The organism is Variovorax sp. P4_D9 (assembly GCF_056401695.1).
The window spans coordinates 23,933-39,776 of record NZ_JBFUIU010000009.1; the positions used below are offsets into that span (position 1 = coordinate 23,933).

Genomic DNA, 15,844 nt, shown 5'->3' on the forward strand with positions numbered 1-15,844 from the left:
AACTGGCATGGACGTTGCATGTCGTGCTGCACAGCGCCCCTCTGGCCTGCCCGTCTCGTCCTTTCGGAACCTGTCATGACTTCCATCCCTCTCATCGACCTCGGCGGCAACATCGATCCGCAGGCGCCGGCCGCGCGCGACGCCGCCGCCAACCTGTACGACGCCCTGAGCAGCATCGGCTTCGCCTACATCGCGGGCCACAACGTGAGGCGGGCCTCGCGCGACGCGGCCTTCGACGCCTCGCGCGAATTCCACGCCTCGCCGCTGGAGCGCAAGCAGTCGATCGCGATCAACGGCTTCCATCGCGGCTACATGGGCATGGCGACCTCGACCATCGTGACCTCGTCGGTGGCCAAGGTCACGCGGCCGAACATGAGCGAGTCGTTGATGCTGATGCACGAACTGCCGCCCGACGATCCGGGGCTCGTCGCCGGCCTGCCGCTGCAGGGCCCCAACCGATGGCCGGACTGGATTCCGAACTTCAGGCCGAGAGTCGTGAACTACATCGCCGAAGTCGACGCGCTGGGCCGCTACATCGTGCAGTTGATCGCGATGAGCCTGGGCATGCCTGCGCGCGAACTCGACCATCACTTCGACAAGCCCACCACCTTCCTGCGGCTGCTGCACTACCCGCCGCAGCCGCCGGTGCAGGACGAGCAGATGGGCTCGGCGCCGCACACTGACTACGGTGTCATCACGCTGCTGGCCCAGGACAACGCCGGCGGCCTGCAGGTGCGTCCGCGCGGCGGCGACTGGATCGAGGCCCCGCCGATCCCGGACACCTACGTGCTCAATGTCGGCGACATGCTCGCGCGCTGGACCAACCAGCGCTTCGTCTCGACGCCGCACCGCGTCATCAACCGCTCGGGCGGCGACCGCTACTCGCTGCCCTACTTCCTCGACCCCGGCATGGACGCGCTGATCGAGTGCCTGCCGACCTGCACCGACGACGCCCATCCGCCGCTGTACGAGCCGGTGCACTACGGCGACTACCTGCTCGACCGCCTCAACCGCAACTACGACTACCGCCGCGCACCCGTCCCCGGCGCCATCGAGGCCTGACTCCTCCCACTCTTCCCGAAAGCATCCATGAACGCTCCKCTCAATCGTCGCGAAACCCTTCTCCGCAGCCTGGCCGCCGCCACCGCGCTCGGCCTGCCAGGCCTGTCGGCCTTCGCCGCCTCGCCGCTGGTCGTCAACACCTACGGCGGCCGCTGGGAGAAGTTCTGGCGCAGCGACCTGCTGCCGATGTTCGACAAGTCCAACGGCGTGCAGCCCACACTCGACGTCGGGCTGGGCAAGAACTTCATCGCCAACCTGCGCGCGGCCGGCATCGAGAAGCCGCCCTACAGCGTGCTGATGGTCAACGAGAACATCGCCAGCGTGGTGCGCGACGAAGGTTACTTCGAGCCGATTCCGCCGGCCAAGGTGCCGAACCTCACCAACGTCTTTCCGAACCTGCGCAACCCGGGCGACAACGGCGTGCGCGGCATCGTATCGACGATCGGCATCGGCTACCGCAAGGACCTCGTGAAGACCCCGCCCAAGTCGTGGACCGACCTCTGGACCAACCCGGAGTTCAAGGGAAAGATCGGGCTCTACCAGATCGGCAACACGGCCGCGATGCTGTTCCTCCTGATGACCGCCAAGATCTACGGCGGCTCGCAGGATGCGATCGACCGCGCCTTCGTCGAGATCAAGAAGCTGCTGCCCTTCACGCAGGCCGACTGGAGTGGCACGCTGTCGACCATGCTCACGCGCGGCGACGTCACGGTCGCGGTGATCGACTTTCCTGAAATCGTGGCGCTCAAGAAGAAGGGCGTGCCGGTCGAGATGGTGGTGCCGACCGAGGGCGTCGTGGCCTTCGAGCAGTCGTTCAACATCCTCAAGAACGCGCCCAACAAGGAGGAGGCGTACAAGTACCTCAACTTCATCCTGCAGCCCGAGGTGCAGCTGATGATGGCCAAGGAGTTCTACACCTCGCCCACCAACACCAAGGTGCAGCTGCCGGCCGAGCTGGCGGCCGAGGTGCCGGTCAGCGGCAAGGCGATGGCGTCGATCGTCGGCTTCGACTGGAGCAGGGTGAACCCGCAGCTGCCCGCCATCACCGACCGATGGAACCGGGAGATCAAATGAGCGCCGTGATGTCCGCCGGCGCGCTGCCGGCCTCCGCCGATGCCTCGGCAGCGATACGCCCGCGCCGCATGACGCGGCTTACCTTCCGCGGGCTGCGCAAGGGCTTCCAGTCGATGACCGCGATCCACGCGCTGGAGCTCGACACCGAGCCCGGCGAGTTCATCTCGCTGCTCGGGCCCAGCGGCTGCGGCAAGACCACCACGCTGCGCTGCGTGGCCGGCTTCGAATACCCCGACCAGGGTGAGGTGCTGCTCGACGGCGAGGACATCACCGACCTGCCGCCGGAGCGCCGCGACATCGGCATGGTGTTCCAGAACTACGCGCTCTTCCCGCACCTGACGGTGCGCCGCAACTTGGCCTTCGGCCTCGAGATGCGCAATATGCCGAAGGCCGAGATAGTGCGCCGCATAGACGCCGTGCTGGCGATGGTGCAGCTCGCAAGCATGGCCGACCGCTATCCGCGCCAGCTCTCGGGCGGCCAGCAGCAACGCGTGGCGCTGGCGCGCGCGCTGGTGATCGAGCCGCGCCTGCTGCTGCTCGACGAGCCGCTGGCCAACCTCGACGCCGTGCTGCGCGAGGACATGCGGGTGTTCATCCGCGAACTGCAGAAGCGCATCGGCATCACCACGCTCTACGTGACGCACGACCAGGCCGAGGCAATGGTGATGTCCGATCGCGTGGCCGTGATGCTCGGCGGCAGGCTGCAGCAGTTCGACGTGCCCGAGGCGATCTACCTGCGCCCGCGCAGCGTCGACGTGGCGCGCTTCATCGGCCGCTCGAACCTGATCGAGGGCCGCGTGCAATCGATGCTGCCCGGCGAGAACGGCTTCCTGCGCTATCGCGTCGAGACCTCGATCGGTGCGGTCGAGGCCGATTTCGACCAGCCGCTGCTGCCGGGCCGCGCGGTGCACGTCACGATCCGGCCCGAGGCGATCCACTTCGACGGCCGCGGTCCGTTCCAGGGGCTGGTCAGCACCAGCTACTTCCTCGGCAGCAGCGTCGAGCACACGGTGCAGTGCGGCGATGGCCTGTCGCTGCTGGTGCAGACCGCGCCGGGCCAGCGGGTGGCGGCCGGCGCGGCCAGCGGCATGCGCTTCGAGACCGGCCACGCCTGGATCATCGCGGGGAACGAATGAGCGCCGCCATCGCTTCCGCGGCGCCGCTGCCGCGGCCCACGCGCACGGTGCCGCTGGCGCGCCGCGCCTTCTGGCTGATCGCGCCGGCGCTGGTGCTGATCGGCGTGTTCCTGGTGCTGCCCTATCTCAACATCGTCCTGATGAGCCTGCGGCCGCCGGCCGTCGGCGCGCCCTACGGCGCCGGCTTCACGCTCGGCAACTACGGCCGTGCGCTTGGCGACGGCTACCTGCTGGGCGTGCTCGGCGACACGCTGCTACTCGGCCTGACGGTTACGCCGGTCTGCCTGCTGCTGGGCTACCCGGTGGCCTACCACCTGGCGCGCACCAGCTCGCGTTGGGGCAGCCTGCTCTACGTGCTGGTGCTGTCGCCGCTGCTGGTCGGCGTGGTGGTGCGCAGCTTCGGCTGGCTGATCCTGCTGTCGGGCAACGGCGTTGTCAACCGCATGCTGCTCGATCTCGGGCTGGTCCAGACCGGCCTGCAGCTCATGAACAACCGGCTGGGCGTGACCATCGCGCTGGTGCATGTCTTCCTGCCCTTCATGATCCTGCCGCTGGTCGGCGTGATCCAGAGCATCGACCCGTCGCTCGAGTCGGCGGCGCGCTCGCTCGGCGCCTCCCGGATCAAGGTGTTCTGGCGGCTGGTGCTTCCGTTGTCGTGGCCCGGCATCCAGGCCGGCACCATTCTCGTCTTCGTGCTCTCGCTGAGCGCCTACGTGACGCCGGTGATGCTCGGCGGTGCGCAGGTCAAGACGATGTCGGTGCTGGTGGTGCAGAACCTGATCGACAACTTCCAGTGGCCCGCCGGTGCGGCGCAGGCGCTGGTGCTCACGGCTTGCGGCATGCTGGCGGTGGCGCTCTATATCAGGCTCACGGGCAGATTCATGAAGGGGCTGGCATGAACCGCCGCGCACCGCTTTCGCACCGCGTGGCCGATGGCCTCGGCCTGCTCTACGTCGGCGCGGTCTACGTTTTCCTGCTGCTGCCGATCGCGATCATCGTGCTGATGTCGCTGAACGCCGGCGAGTTCATGACCTTCCCGCCGCAAGGCATCTCGCTGCGCTGGTTCGGCGCGCTGTTCGCCAACGAGGCCTTCATGCGGGCGATCCGCACCTCGCTGATGCTGGCCGCCATCGCGACGCTGATCTCTTCGGCGATCGGAATCGCCGGTGCGATTTACGTGGTACGGCATGCAAGCCGCCTGCGCGAGCCCCTGCGCATGCTGCTGATGATGCCGCTGATGCTGCCCGAGATCCTCACGGCCATCGCGCTGCTTTTCTTCCTGTACGCCACCGGCATCGGCACGCGCACGATGCTCGGCCTGGTGGTCGGCCACGTACTGGTGACGCTGCCCTACGTCTTCACCAACGTGGCGTCGGCACTCTACAACCAGGACGCATCGCTGGAGCAGGCCGCGCGAAGCCTCGGCGCATCGCCGTGGCGCGCCTTCGTGCGCGTGACGCTGCCGCTGATCAAGCCGGGGATCATCACCGGCGCGCTTTTTGCCTTCGTGATCTCGTTCGACCTGTTCAACATGTCGCTGCTGCTCAAGGGCATTGGCATGACGACGCTGCCGCTGCAGCTCTTCGACTACCTGCGCTGGGACTTCGACCCGACGGCCGCGGCGGTGTCGACGGTCAGCATCCTGCTGACGCTGGTGGTGGTGGTGTGGGTCGACCGCACCGTGGGCCTGCGGACGCTGCGCTTTGGCTGAAGTCGCCCGGCCGCGCTCAGGCAGCCGGCTCCGGCCAGGGTGATCGATGTGCCGCGACAATGCCGGGTAACGCTCCCCAAGGCAACCAAACACGTCCATGACGAAGCTCGACGCCCCCGCGCTCGCACTGATCGACGCCTGCTCCCAGGCTTCGCTCGAACTCCTGCAGCGCAACCTGACGCCGCACGGCATCCTGGCCGCCAGCCGTACCGAGGCGGCCGAGGCCCGGCGCTACACGCGCATCTTCGGGCGCGACGCCGCGATCTGCGTGATGGCGATGTGCGGCAGCGGCGTGCCGGCGCTGGAGCAAGGCGCGGTRGCCAGCCTCGAAGCACTGGCGGCGCAACAGGCGGCCAATGGCCAGATTCCCAAGTACGTCGACCCCGAAGGCCGCGATGCCGATTTCTGGTACCTGGGCTGCATCGACGCCACCTTGTGGTGGCTGATCGCGGTCGACCATGTGCGCCGCCATGGCGGCGTCGGCGCCTCGCACTGGGCGCCCGAGGTGGAGCGCGCGCTCGGCTGGCTGCTGGCGCAGGAGCACCAGCACTTCAGGCTGCTGCAGCAGAACGAGGCCAGCGACTGGGCCGACATCATGCCGCGCTCGGGCTATGTGCTCTACAGCAATGCCCTGTGGTACGACGTCAAGCGGCGCTTCGCGCTCGATCATGCCGAGGCGACGCAGCATCACTTCAACCACCTGTTCAATCCGTTCCAGCGCGACCTGCCCGAGTACCACCGGGCCCGGCTGCTGCGGCACTACGCGCGGCGCGGCCGACTCGACCCCGGGCTCTATCTGAGCTTCGTCAACCTCGCGGTCGTCGGCGACGAGGGCGATGTGTTCGGCAATGTGCTGGCGATCCAGAGCGGGCTCGCCGATGCCGACATGGCACGCCGCATCGTCAACACCATCGCCGATGCGCGTGCCGCCGAGCCCTATCCGGTGCGGGTGGTGCTGCATCCGGTGACGCGCCAGCACGCGCTCTGGCGGGCTTACATGGGGCGCCACCAGCAGAACATCGTGCACCAGTATCACAACGGCGGCATCTGGCCCTTCGTCGGTGGGTTCTGGGTGATGGCGCTGGCCGGGCTGGGCCTGCACGAACTGGCCTGGCCCGCGCTCGCACGGCTGGCGCGCACGAATCAACTCGACGACTGGCGTTTCACCGAGTGGTTTCACGGCCGCACGCTGGCGCCGATGGGGATGGCCGGGCAGAGCTGGAACGCCGCGACCTTCCTGCTTGCGCGGCGTGCGCTGGAGGGGGGTGGGGTGGCTTGGTGAGCGACGCCATTCATGCCCTGTAGGTCGTCAGATGGAACGCCCGCCGTCCACAGGCATCTCGACTCCGGTCAGGAAACGAGCCTCGGCGCTGGCGAGGAACAGGGCCACGTTCGCCACGTCGGCCGGGTCGCACATCCTTCCCAGCGGAATCGTCGAGACGAAGCGAGCCCGGTTTTCGGCAGTATCCGCTACGCCCATGAAATCCTGCAGAAGGCCCGTAGGCGCCATGACCGGGGAAATGAGATTGACACGAATGCCATCGGACGCCAGTTCGACGGCCATCGACTTCGTCATGACCTTCACCGCGCCCTTCGAACTGTTGTACCAGGTCAGGCCGGGGCGCGGACGGATGCCGCCGACTGATCCCACATTGATGATCACGCCGTCCTTCTTCTCCTTCATCAGGGGAACCACCGCGCGCGTCATGTGATAGATCGACTTCACATTGACGGCGAACACGCGATCGAAAGTCTCTTCATCGACATCCAGCATCGACTGGTTGCGATGGGTAGTGCCCGCGTTGTTGACCACGACGTCGGGGATACCGAAGCACGCCACGCAATGGTGAACCATGGCTTGCACCTGGTCGAAGCGGCTCACGTCGCAAGCCACGGCGCTCGCGTTGTCGCCCAATCCCGAGGCGATGCCCCGGGCCGCCTCTAGGTTGACGTCGGCAAGGACGACCCGTGCATTCTCGTTGACATAGGCTCGTGCGATCGCGGCGCCGAATCCGCTGCCCGCACCCGTGACGATCGCGATCTTGTTGCTCAATCTGGACATGGTGGATTTCCTTACTCGAAGTGCTGGACAATGGTCTTGGTGGTGCTCATCTCTTCCAGGGCGAGAAACCCTTTCTCGCGGCCATAGCCGCTTTTCTTGACGCCCCCGAAAGGCAGCTCGACTCCGCCGCCCGCGCCATAGCAATTGATGAAGACCTGGCCGCTGGCGATGCGCTGCGCCAGCCGCGCCTGACGGCTTCCGTTCTCCGTCCAGACGCCGGCAACGAGACCGTAGTCCGTCGCATTGGCCAGCTGCACCGCATCGTCTTCGTCCGTGAATGGCATGACCGACAGCACCGGACCGAAAACCTCCTGGCAAGCCAGACGATGCCCGCGAGGCACCGGACCGAAGAGCACCGGCTTGACGAAGTAGCCCTCCCGGGGAACGCCTGGCGCCAGCCTGCCCTCGGCCAGTTTGGGCACCCCCATGGCGGCCGCTTCGGCGATGAACGAGCTCACCTTGTCGTGTTGCCTCGCGTTGATCAACGGACCGCAGTCCAGATCCATCTCCGGCGTTCCGACCTTCAGCGCCTCGAAGCTGGCCGCGATCGTTGCAACGAACCGGTCGTAGATGTTCGCTTGCACGAGGAGCCGGCTGCCGGCCGAGCATGTCTGGCCGGCGTTCTGGACGATGGCCCGGACGATGAGGGGTGCGGCCTTGTCCAAGTCCGCGTCCTCAAAGACGATCTGCGGCGATTTGCCCCCGAGCTCGAGAACGCACGGGACATGGTGACGCGCCGTGGCTTGCTGCACCTGGACACCGACCTCGGGGGAGCCCGTGAACGTCGCGAAGTCGATGCCTGAATGCGAGGTCAGCGCCGCGCCGGCCTCGGCGCCATAGCCGGTCACGATGTTCAGGGCGCCGGGCGGCAGTCCGGCCTGCATCGCCAGCTCACCGAGCTTTAGGGCGCTCAGGCAGGCGTCCTCGGAGGGCTTGACCACCGCCGCGTTTCCCATGGCCAGTGCGGGAGCCAGCGTGCGCCCCATCATCTGCGCGGGATAGTTCCACGGAATGATGTGGGCGGTGACGCCGTGCGGAATTCGAACGACGCTCACGTTGTAGCCACCCAGGTAGGGGATGGTCTGGCCGTGGATCTTGTCGGCAGCGCCGCCGTAGAACTCGAAATAGCGCGCCACCGCCTTGGCGTCCGCGCGGGCCACGGACATGGGCTTGCCGGTGTCGCGGGCCTCCACCTCGGCCAGTTCCTCGGCATGGTCCAAGATGATCTGCCCGAGGCGCTGCAGGATTCGGCCCCGTTCCGTCGCCGTCAGGCGCCCCCAAGGGCCTGCCAGCGCACGGCGCGCCGCCGCGACCGCCAGTTCAATATCCGCGGACCGGCCTCTTGCGATCTTCGCGAACGCCTTTCCGCTGCACGGATCGACGACGTCGATGGTTTTGCCATCGACCGCATCGACCCATTGGCCATCGATCAGCAATTTGCTCACGCATTGCTCCTTCACTTCGAGCCGGCCCTTGCAGGCTCGACCTCACTCATGAAGTTGGGATCGTTGTAGTGGTAGAGATCGTCCAGGTAGGGGACGAAGAAGTCGTAGAAGGAGCGCGAGTCGTACTTCGCCTTCTCGCCCGGCTTCATGCATGCTGCGATCGGCCCGACGTTGGCGTCATCGTCCGGGTAGAAGAAGAAGGTCAGCGCGTAGCGCTTCATCGGCGGATTGACGACCCGGTGCGGCGTGGCGATGAATCGATCGTTGGAAAGACGATTGAGGATCTGCCCCGTGTTCACGATCAGCGCATCCTTGATGTAGCTGACCTTGAGCCACTCCTTCGACGGTGTCATCACCTGCAGCCCAGGCACCGGCGTCATCGGCAGCAGCGTCAGGAAGCTTCCGTCGGAATGCGGAGCCAGCGCATACTGGCCTTCCTCCATGTTCTCTTCGGGATGGTAGTAGGCGCAGCGCTGGTAGTACTCCGGCGCCTTGAACAAGCTGTCGAAGTAATCGGCAGGGAGGTTCAGCGCACGCGCATAGATCGGTAGCAGCTTGAGCGAGAGCTTCTCCATCGACGTCTGGTACTCGAACAGCGTCTTCCTGAACTCCGGAAGGCTTTCCGGCCATTGATTCAGCCCGCGATGACGGACATTGGAAAGAACCTTCGGATCGTCGGCGGTGCGATTCCTCATGAACAACCAGGCGGCGTTGGTGTCCTTCTTGGTGTTGACCGCGATCTTTTCCATGATGGCGGTCGATTTCAGGATGGAGGACTTGGGCGGCAGATAGCCCTGGTGGTGGTACCCGACCCGGTGCTTGAGCTTTTCTTCCGTCGAAATCTCGAAGAGCTTCTCGGTCTGACGGAACGACTCGTCGATCAGGGACTGCGGAATTCCGTGGTTGACGATCGCGAAGAAGCCCAGGTTTTCCTGGATCCACTTCACATCTGCCGCCAACTGCTCGAGTGCTCCGGGCACGCCCGCCAGATAGGGCCCGACGTCCAAGACAGGCAATTCCTTTCCATTCGCAATGGAAGCCCGAACGCCCGCGGAAGCAGCCACCTTTTCAATCTCCGCGCTCGCTGATGTCATCATGGTTCATGTCTCCTCAAATGGTAGTTACCAAAAAATCACTGCTCTTCGAACTCTCGAAGAGAGTTCCCGTCAGTTCCACAATTTGCACTTGGATTCCGATTTGGAAGCAAATGCCTGATCGCCCGGGATCAGCTGCACCTGCTTGTAGTAGTCCCAGGGACCCTTCGTTTCAGCAGGGCTCTTGATTTCCATGAGCCGCAAATCGTGGACCATGCGCCCGTCCGCCCGGATGTAGCCATTCTGGGTGTACATATCGTTGATCTTCTCCTTCCTCATCTGAGTCATCACCTCCTCTGCCTGGTCGGACCCCAACTGCTTGACCGCGCTCAGATAGTGAAACGCCGCCGAGTAGCTGGCCGCCTGCATGCTGGTAGGCTTCTTCTTCATCTTTTCCTGGAAGCGGTCGGCCCACTTTCTCGATTTCTCATCCGAATCCCAGTACCACGCTTCGGTCAGATTGATGCCGCTGGTCAGCTTGAGTCCCAGGGCATGAACGTCGGTGATGAACAGCATGAGCCCCGCGATCTTCATCGACTTGGAGATGCCGAATTCGCTCGCGGCCTTGATCGAATTGATCGTGTCTCCTCCGCCGTTCGCCAAGCCCAGGACTTCTGCCCCGGAGGCTTTGGCCTGCAACAGGAACGATGAGAAATCGGAGGCAGACAAAGGGTGGCGGACGCTGCCGAGCACCTTGCCGCCATTGGCCTGGACGACCTGCGTGGTCTCCCGCTCGAGGGAGTCGCCGAATGCGTAGTCGACCGTCAGGAAGTACCAAGTCTTGCCGCCCTGCCGGGTCATCGCCGCGCCGGTTCCGCGGGCCAGGGCCACTGTGTCGTAAAGATAGTGGACCGTGTACGGAGAGCACTCCTCGTTGGTCAACTGGGCCGCGACACCGCCTGTCACCATGACGATCTTCTTCTTCTCCGCGGCAACCTTGGCAATTGCAAGGCTGGTTCCCGAACTGGGTCCACTGATGATCATGTCCACGCCCTGCGTGTCGAACCATTCGCGCGCCGTGGTTGCCGCGATGTCGGGCTTGGCGGAATGATTGGCCGTCACGATCTCGATCTTCTTGCCGTTGATCGTGCCGCCGAGATCGGCGATCGCCATCTTCACTGCCTCGGTGATTCCGTTGCCGCCCATGTCGGAGTAGATGCCGGACATGTCGGCGAGAACGCCGATCTTGACGACGTCGTCGTTGATCTTCGACCACGCCGGCGCGCTGGCCGCGATGGAAATCAGAGCCCCCGCCGCAGCGATGCGGCCTCGCGATCTCGAGTTTTTTTTCAAGATGGCGCTACTGGAAGAATTTCTCATTTTTGTCTCCTGTTTGTTCGATTCAAACGTTGCTTGCTCATCGGCCCCCCTTCTGAGGTGGCCGAACCGCGGGGCCGGCGGACCCGGACCCGAGCCCCCCGCCGCGTGGTGGGCGACGCTTCGCCGCGCCAGGGAAGACGCGGCAGCGCGGGCTTCGAGCGCCTGTGCTTCCGTCGCCTGGGCACAGGCGCCCGTGCGCAGGGTTCTCTTGAGCGACTTGATCTGCGCGCGCGACATGGCTCAATCCACCCGCTCGCCGCAAGCGCGGACCACCGCCGCCAGTGCCAGCGCCAATTGCTGCTTGAGCGGTGCCTCAAAAAAGTCGTCGTCYTGGCCGGCGATCGCGTCCGCGATGCGCATCTCCAGCAGCCGCCTGAGCCGATAGCAGACCCGCTGGGCGCGCAATTGCTGGTGTCGCTGGGGGTCGGCGCTGCGCCATGCCTGGTGCCGGTCGATCGCCTCCGACAGCGCGTGGATCGATGCCGGCTGCGACGCCGAGGTCAGCAGGATGGGCGCCCGCCACGCGCCCTCGGGCTGTCGGGTCACGGCCGCAATGCGCTGGATGTCGGTGGCCATCCTTTGCGCCCCCGGCAGGTCCGACTTGTTGACCACGAGGATGTCGGCCATCTCCATGATCCCAGCCTTCATGGCCTGCACCGTATCGCCGCTCTCGGGCAGTAGCACGAGGACCAGGGTGTCGACCTGTGCGCGCACCGCGTATTCGGCCTGGCCGATGCCGACCGTTTCGAGCAGAACTTCGTCGAAGCCGAATTCGTCCATGATGTCCAGCATCTCGGGCAAGTTGTCGGCGAGGCCGTCGCAGGTACGTCGCGAGCCGAGCGAGCGAATGTAGAGATCGCTGGCGCCGGCCAGGTMGTCCATGCGAACACGGTCGCCCAGGATCGCGCCGCCGCTCTTCGGACTGCTCGGATCGACGGCCAGCACCCCCAGTCGCCCCTTCGACGCTCGTTCGAGCGCAAGATGCCCGACCAACGTGCTCTTGCCGGCGCCGGGTGCCCCGGTGACGCCGATCCGGCGGGCAGCATGCGCCGGCCATTCGCGCGGCGCAGACTGCGACAGCTCTGCCGTGCTCGCGTTGGCCGTGCGCGTCAGCGCCCGACTCAGCGCCCATCGGTCCAAGGGCAACATGCTCATGTCGCGACCCTGCCCAGCACTTCGTCGCCGTGCTCGTCCAGCAGGGGCGGCAAGCCATAGACTGGTGAGAACCCCTCGAATCGGATCGGGCTCGCCACCGCCTGCAGCGGCAAGCTGCCGTCGCCCAACGGTACGACCAGCGAGCGCGCGGCGGCGATGTCGCTGCGCAGGGCGGCATTCAGGGTGCCGACTTCGGCCACCACCACGCCCAGCGGACTCAAGCGGCGCACCCATTCGGCCGCCGAGGCCCGGCGGAGCACGCTCGCGATGGCGGCGATGACTTCGGCCCGATGCGTCCGCCGCTCGGCCATGGTGGCGAACTTCCGGTCCACGGTCCACTCGGGACGCCCGATCTCGCCGCAGAAGGTCTTCCAGAACTTGTCGTGGGTGATGAACAGGGTAAGCCACCCTTCGGCCGTCGCGAAGATCTGCGCCGGAACGACGTAGGGGTGAGACGAATCGGCCAGGCGTTCGATGGTCTCGCCAGCGTTGAGCGCGGCACCCGCGAGGTAATTGAGCTGCGAGAGCATCACGTCGTACATCGCGATGTCGACCTGGCCGCCCTGGCCCTGCACGATCTTGGCCAGCAGCCCCACCGCTGCCACCAGGCCCGCCGAGTTGTCGACTGCGGAGTAGCCGGCCTTGGTCGGCGGCGCCTCAGGGTCGCCTGTCAGCGCCATCACGCCCGTCATCGCCTGAATGACGTAGTCGTAGGCCGGGTTGTCCGCATACGGCCCGTCGAGGCCGTAACCCGTCAGGGCCACGCAGACCAGGCGCTCGTTCCATCTCCGAAGCACGTCGTAGGTGAGGCCGAGCTTGCGGATCGCGGAGGGCCGCAGGTTCGTCACGAGCGCATGCGAGGTCTCGACGATGCGACCCAGTGCCGCGCGCCCCTCGTCGCTGGCCAGGTCGAGCACGACGCTCTTCTTGTTGCGGTTGAGGCTCGCGAAGTAGGCGTTGTGCGGTCCCACGAAGTGGGGGCTGACGGTGCGGCCGATATCGCCTTCGGGCGTCTCGATCTTGATGACTTCGGCGCCCATGTCGGCCAGCATCAGGCCGCAATAGGGACCGGCCAGCATGTGGCCGACTTCCACGATCCGGATTCCCCCGAGCGGCGCGTTCACTGGAGTGTCTTCGTGCTTCGCACGGCAGTGCGAGCTTGCTTGAGGGCGGTCCGACGCTGCGCTCATGCCAGGCTCTTCGCCAGCGAACGGACGACAACGTCCAGCGGCATGTCGGCGGTGAAGATCGCCGTGACGCCCAGGTCGCGCAGATAGGACTGGTCCTCTGCCGGGATGGTGCCACCGACGAAGACCTTGACATCGTGCGCCCCGAGTTCCCGCAGCTGCGCGATGACTTCGGCGACAAGCTCCTTGTGACTGCCCGACAGAATGCTCAGGCCCACCGCATCAACGCCCTCGTCTACCGCCACCTGCGCAATCTGCAGCGGACTGCGGCGCAGCCCGGTGTAGATCACCTCCGCGCCCGCGTTGCGCAGTGTCAACGCAATGATCTTGGCGCCGATGTCGTGCCCGTCGAGACCGGGCTTGCCGATCAGTATCCGCTTCGCCGCCAGTGCGGCAGGGGTCTGTGGAGCGCTCATAGATTCACCGGTTCCTTGAATTCGCCCCATTGCTCCTTCAGGCGAGCCACCATTTCGCCGACGGTGGCGTAGGCGTGGCAGCACTCCACGAGGTAGGGCATGATGTTTTCGTTGTCCTTGGCCGCCGCGGCGGACAGCCTGACGAGCGATCGGTCGACCTCCGATTGCTGGCGCGTATCGAGCACCCGCTGGAATTTTTCGAGCGCGCGCTGGGCCACGGTCGGATCAAGCGTGAACACCTCGCCGACCTTGACCTCCTCATCCGCCTTCTTGAAGTGGTTCTGGCCGACGATCACGTTGCGGCCCGAATCGGTGTCGATCTTGCGTTCGAGCCCGCGCTCAGCGAGCCGCAGTTGGATCCATCCGTCCTCGATGGCCCGGATCACGCCCCCGTACGCATCGATCTCGCCCATCACCTGGGTGATCTGCTGCTCCATCCGGTCGGTGTGCTGCTCCAGGAAGTAGCTGCCGCCCAGGGGATCGACCGTGCGCCCGATGCCGCTTTCGAAGGCGATGATCTGCTGCGTGCGCACGGCCAGCTCGGCCGAGGACTCGGTCGGAATCTGAAAGGCCTCGTCGAACGCGCAGGTGAAGATGGACTGGGCGCCCCCCAGCACCGCAGCCATCGTTTCCACCGCGACGCGCACGACATTGTTGTAAGGCTGCGGCGCGACCAGTGACGAGCCGCCGCACACCACGCCGAAGCGGAAGTGCTGGGCCTTCGGATCCTGGACGCCGTAGCGTTCCTTCATCAGACGCGCCCACAGTCGGCGGCCCGCGCGGAACTTGGCGATCTCGTCGAAGAAGTCCATGTGCACGTAGAAGAAGAACGACAGGCGCTTGGCGAACTTCTCGACGTCGCCGCCGCGTGCCTGCAATTCGTCCACGTAGGCCAGGCCGTTGGCCAGGGTGTAGGCCATCTCCTCGGCCGCCGTCGCGCCTGCGTCGCGCACATGGGCGCCCGCGATACTGATGGGATTGAAGCGCGGCGAGACGTCGTTGGAGTAGAGGATCGAGTCCGCGATCAGACGCATCGAAGGGCGCACCGGGAAGATCCAGGTACCGCGTGCGACGTACTCCTTCAGGATGTCGTTCTGGATCGTTCCGGTCAGCTTGCTGCGCGGAACGTTCTGCTTGTCGGCCACGGCCAGGTACATCGCATAGACGATGGCGGCCGTCCCGTTGATCGTGAACGAGGTCGAGATCTTCGACAGGTCCAGGCCTTTGAACAGGATCTCGGCCTCGCTCAGGTTGGACAACGACACGCCGACCTTCCCGATCTCCGGCCGCGCCATCGGATGAACCGGATCCAGGCCGCACTGGGTCGGCAGATCGAGCGCCACCGACAGGCCCGTCTGCCCCTTTTCCAGCAGGAACTTGTAGCGTTCGTTGGATTCCTCGGCCGTGCCGAAGCCCGAGTACTGACGGATGGTCCAGAGGCGGCCTTGATACCCATCGGGAAAGATCCCTCGCGTGAAGGGGTACTCCCCGGCCGCACCGATGTTGGCGGACCGCACGGCCTCCGCGCCGACGCTGGTCGGAACTTCGATGCCACTCGGGCTGACGGGGCGCAGCTGTGGCTCCATGTCGGGCACAGCCGGATCCACGCCGCCGCTCATTTCGCGCTCCTGGCAAGAAACCTGTCCGACGCGCGCCAGTGATCGTCGTGGAGCCAGGTCTTGAGCACCTGCTGCCGCTCTACGCCGCGGCGGGCCTCGTATGAAGCACCGTGGCGCCAGGCCGCGGTCTGCGCCTTGATGCCGCGCAGCACCTGGGGCGCACACATGCGAAGCGGTTCGAGGAAGGCGTGCACATCCTCTCCCGTCGGGCCGTCGGATGCAACCACGTCGGCCAGGCCCCACTGCAGCGCCTGCGGTGCGTCAACGAGCTCGCCGCGGCTCATCATGCGCATCGCCCGGGCGCTGCCCACCAGCTGGCACAGATCCGGGCCGCCTCCCCATGCCGATGAGATGGCGAGCCGCGCGTGGATGAAGCCGATACGCGCGTGCTTCGCCTGCATCCGCATATCACACGCCAAAGCCAGTTCGGCGCCGCCGCCGATGGCGTCTCCGTTCAGGTACGCCAGCACCGGTACCGGGCATGCCCGGACCGCATCGAGCGCTGCGCGCGACTGCTCGGCCATGTCGACCGTCGACGGCTCGTCGCGCACGCCGGCCAGTTC

The 15,844-nt window shown here is 65.8% G+C and carries 15 protein-coding genes; 6 read left to right on the plus strand and 9 right to left on the minus strand.

The genetic code is table 11. The features are described from left to right. Positions 1-75 precede the first annotated feature (75 nt). From AC1DY5_RS02140 to AC1DY5_RS02165, 6 genes are all read left to right on the plus strand, one after another. Positions 76-1,062, plus strand: coding sequence for an isopenicillin N synthase family dioxygenase (locus AC1DY5_RS02140; protein WP_478107945.1), 987 nt, complete (start codon positions 76-78; stop codon positions 1,060-1,062). 27 nt (positions 1,063-1,089) lie between these two features. Then, the gene (locus AC1DY5_RS02145; RefSeq protein ID WP_478107947.1) at positions 1,090-2,136 is read left to right on the plus strand and encodes an ABC transporter substrate-binding protein; all 1,047 of its coding nucleotides are present in this window, start codon (positions 1,090-1,092) and stop codon (positions 2,134-2,136) included. Continuing rightward, a complete protein-coding gene (locus AC1DY5_RS02150; RefSeq protein WP_478107949.1) occupies positions 2,133-3,272 on the plus strand; it encodes an ABC transporter ATP-binding protein in 1,140 nt (379 codons plus the stop codon). Before AC1DY5_RS02145 ends, AC1DY5_RS02150 begins: the two co-directional genes overlap by 4 nt. Then, complete coding sequence (locus AC1DY5_RS02155) at positions 3,269-4,171, plus strand: ABC transporter permease (RefSeq protein WP_478107951.1); 903 nt, start codon at positions 3,269-3,271, stop codon at positions 4,169-4,171. Before AC1DY5_RS02150 ends, AC1DY5_RS02155 begins: the two co-directional genes overlap by 4 nt. Then, positions 4,168-4,983: an ABC transporter permease gene (locus AC1DY5_RS02160; RefSeq protein WP_478107953.1), complete on the plus strand. Its 816-nt coding sequence runs from the start codon at positions 4,168-4,170 to the stop codon at positions 4,981-4,983. Before AC1DY5_RS02155 ends, AC1DY5_RS02160 begins: the two co-directional genes overlap by 4 nt. A gap of 97 nt (positions 4,984-5,080) precedes the next feature. After that, positions 5,081-6,265 carry an amylo-alpha-1,6-glucosidase gene (locus tag AC1DY5_RS02165; RefSeq protein ID WP_478107955.1) on the plus strand — a complete coding sequence of 395 codons (1,185 nt, stop codon included), beginning with the start codon at positions 5,081-5,083 and terminating at the stop codon, positions 6,263-6,265. A 27-nt stretch (positions 6,266-6,292) separates the two neighbouring features. Here the strand turns inward: AC1DY5_RS02165 and AC1DY5_RS02170 are convergent, their stop codons facing one another. The 9 genes from AC1DY5_RS02170 to AC1DY5_RS02210 all read right to left on the minus strand — a co-directional run. Next, positions 6,293-7,045: a glucose 1-dehydrogenase gene (locus AC1DY5_RS02170; protein ID WP_478107957.1), complete on the minus strand. Its 753-nt coding sequence runs from the start codon at positions 7,043-7,045 to the stop codon at positions 6,293-6,295. Positions 7,046-7,056: 11 nt separating this feature from the next. Next, on the minus strand, positions 7,057-8,490 hold the full coding sequence (locus AC1DY5_RS02175) for an aldehyde dehydrogenase family protein (protein ID WP_478107959.1): 1,434 nt from the start codon (positions 8,488-8,490) through the stop codon (positions 7,057-7,059). 11 nt (positions 8,491-8,501) lie between these two features. Further along, positions 8,502-9,506, minus strand: coding sequence for an isopenicillin N synthase family dioxygenase (locus AC1DY5_RS02180; RefSeq protein WP_478107961.1), 1,005 nt, complete (start codon positions 9,504-9,506; stop codon positions 8,502-8,504). 150 nt (positions 9,507-9,656) lie between these two features. Beyond that, complete coding sequence (locus AC1DY5_RS02185) at positions 9,657-10,904, minus strand: ABC transporter substrate-binding protein (RefSeq protein ID WP_478107974.1); 1,248 nt, start codon at positions 10,902-10,904, stop codon at positions 9,657-9,659. 240 nt (positions 10,905-11,144) lie between these two features. After that, the gene (locus tag AC1DY5_RS02190) at positions 11,145-12,059 is read right to left on the minus strand and encodes an ArgK/MeaB family GTPase (RefSeq protein WP_478107963.1); all 915 of its coding nucleotides are present in this window, start codon (positions 12,057-12,059) and stop codon (positions 11,145-11,147) included. Then, entirely contained in the window at positions 12,056-13,183 is a 1,128-nt protein-coding gene (locus tag AC1DY5_RS02195; RefSeq protein WP_478107965.1) for a CaiB/BaiF CoA transferase family protein, read from the minus strand. Before AC1DY5_RS02195 ends, AC1DY5_RS02190 begins: the two co-directional genes overlap by 4 nt. Before the next feature lie 62 nt (positions 13,184-13,245). Further along, positions 13,246-13,662: a cobalamin B12-binding domain-containing protein gene (locus tag AC1DY5_RS02200; RefSeq protein ID WP_478107968.1), complete on the minus strand. Its 417-nt coding sequence runs from the start codon at positions 13,660-13,662 to the stop codon at positions 13,246-13,248. Beyond that, complete coding sequence (locus tag AC1DY5_RS02205; RefSeq protein WP_478107970.1) at positions 13,659-15,281, minus strand: acyl-CoA mutase large subunit family protein; 1,623 nt, start codon at positions 15,279-15,281, stop codon at positions 13,659-13,661. Before AC1DY5_RS02205 ends, AC1DY5_RS02200 begins: the two co-directional genes overlap by 4 nt. Beyond that, positions 15,278-15,844: enoyl-CoA hydratase/isomerase family protein (locus tag AC1DY5_RS02210; protein ID WP_478107972.1), on the minus strand; the 567-nt coding region annotated here is incomplete at its 5' end. The genes AC1DY5_RS02205 and AC1DY5_RS02210, both read right to left, overlap by 4 nt.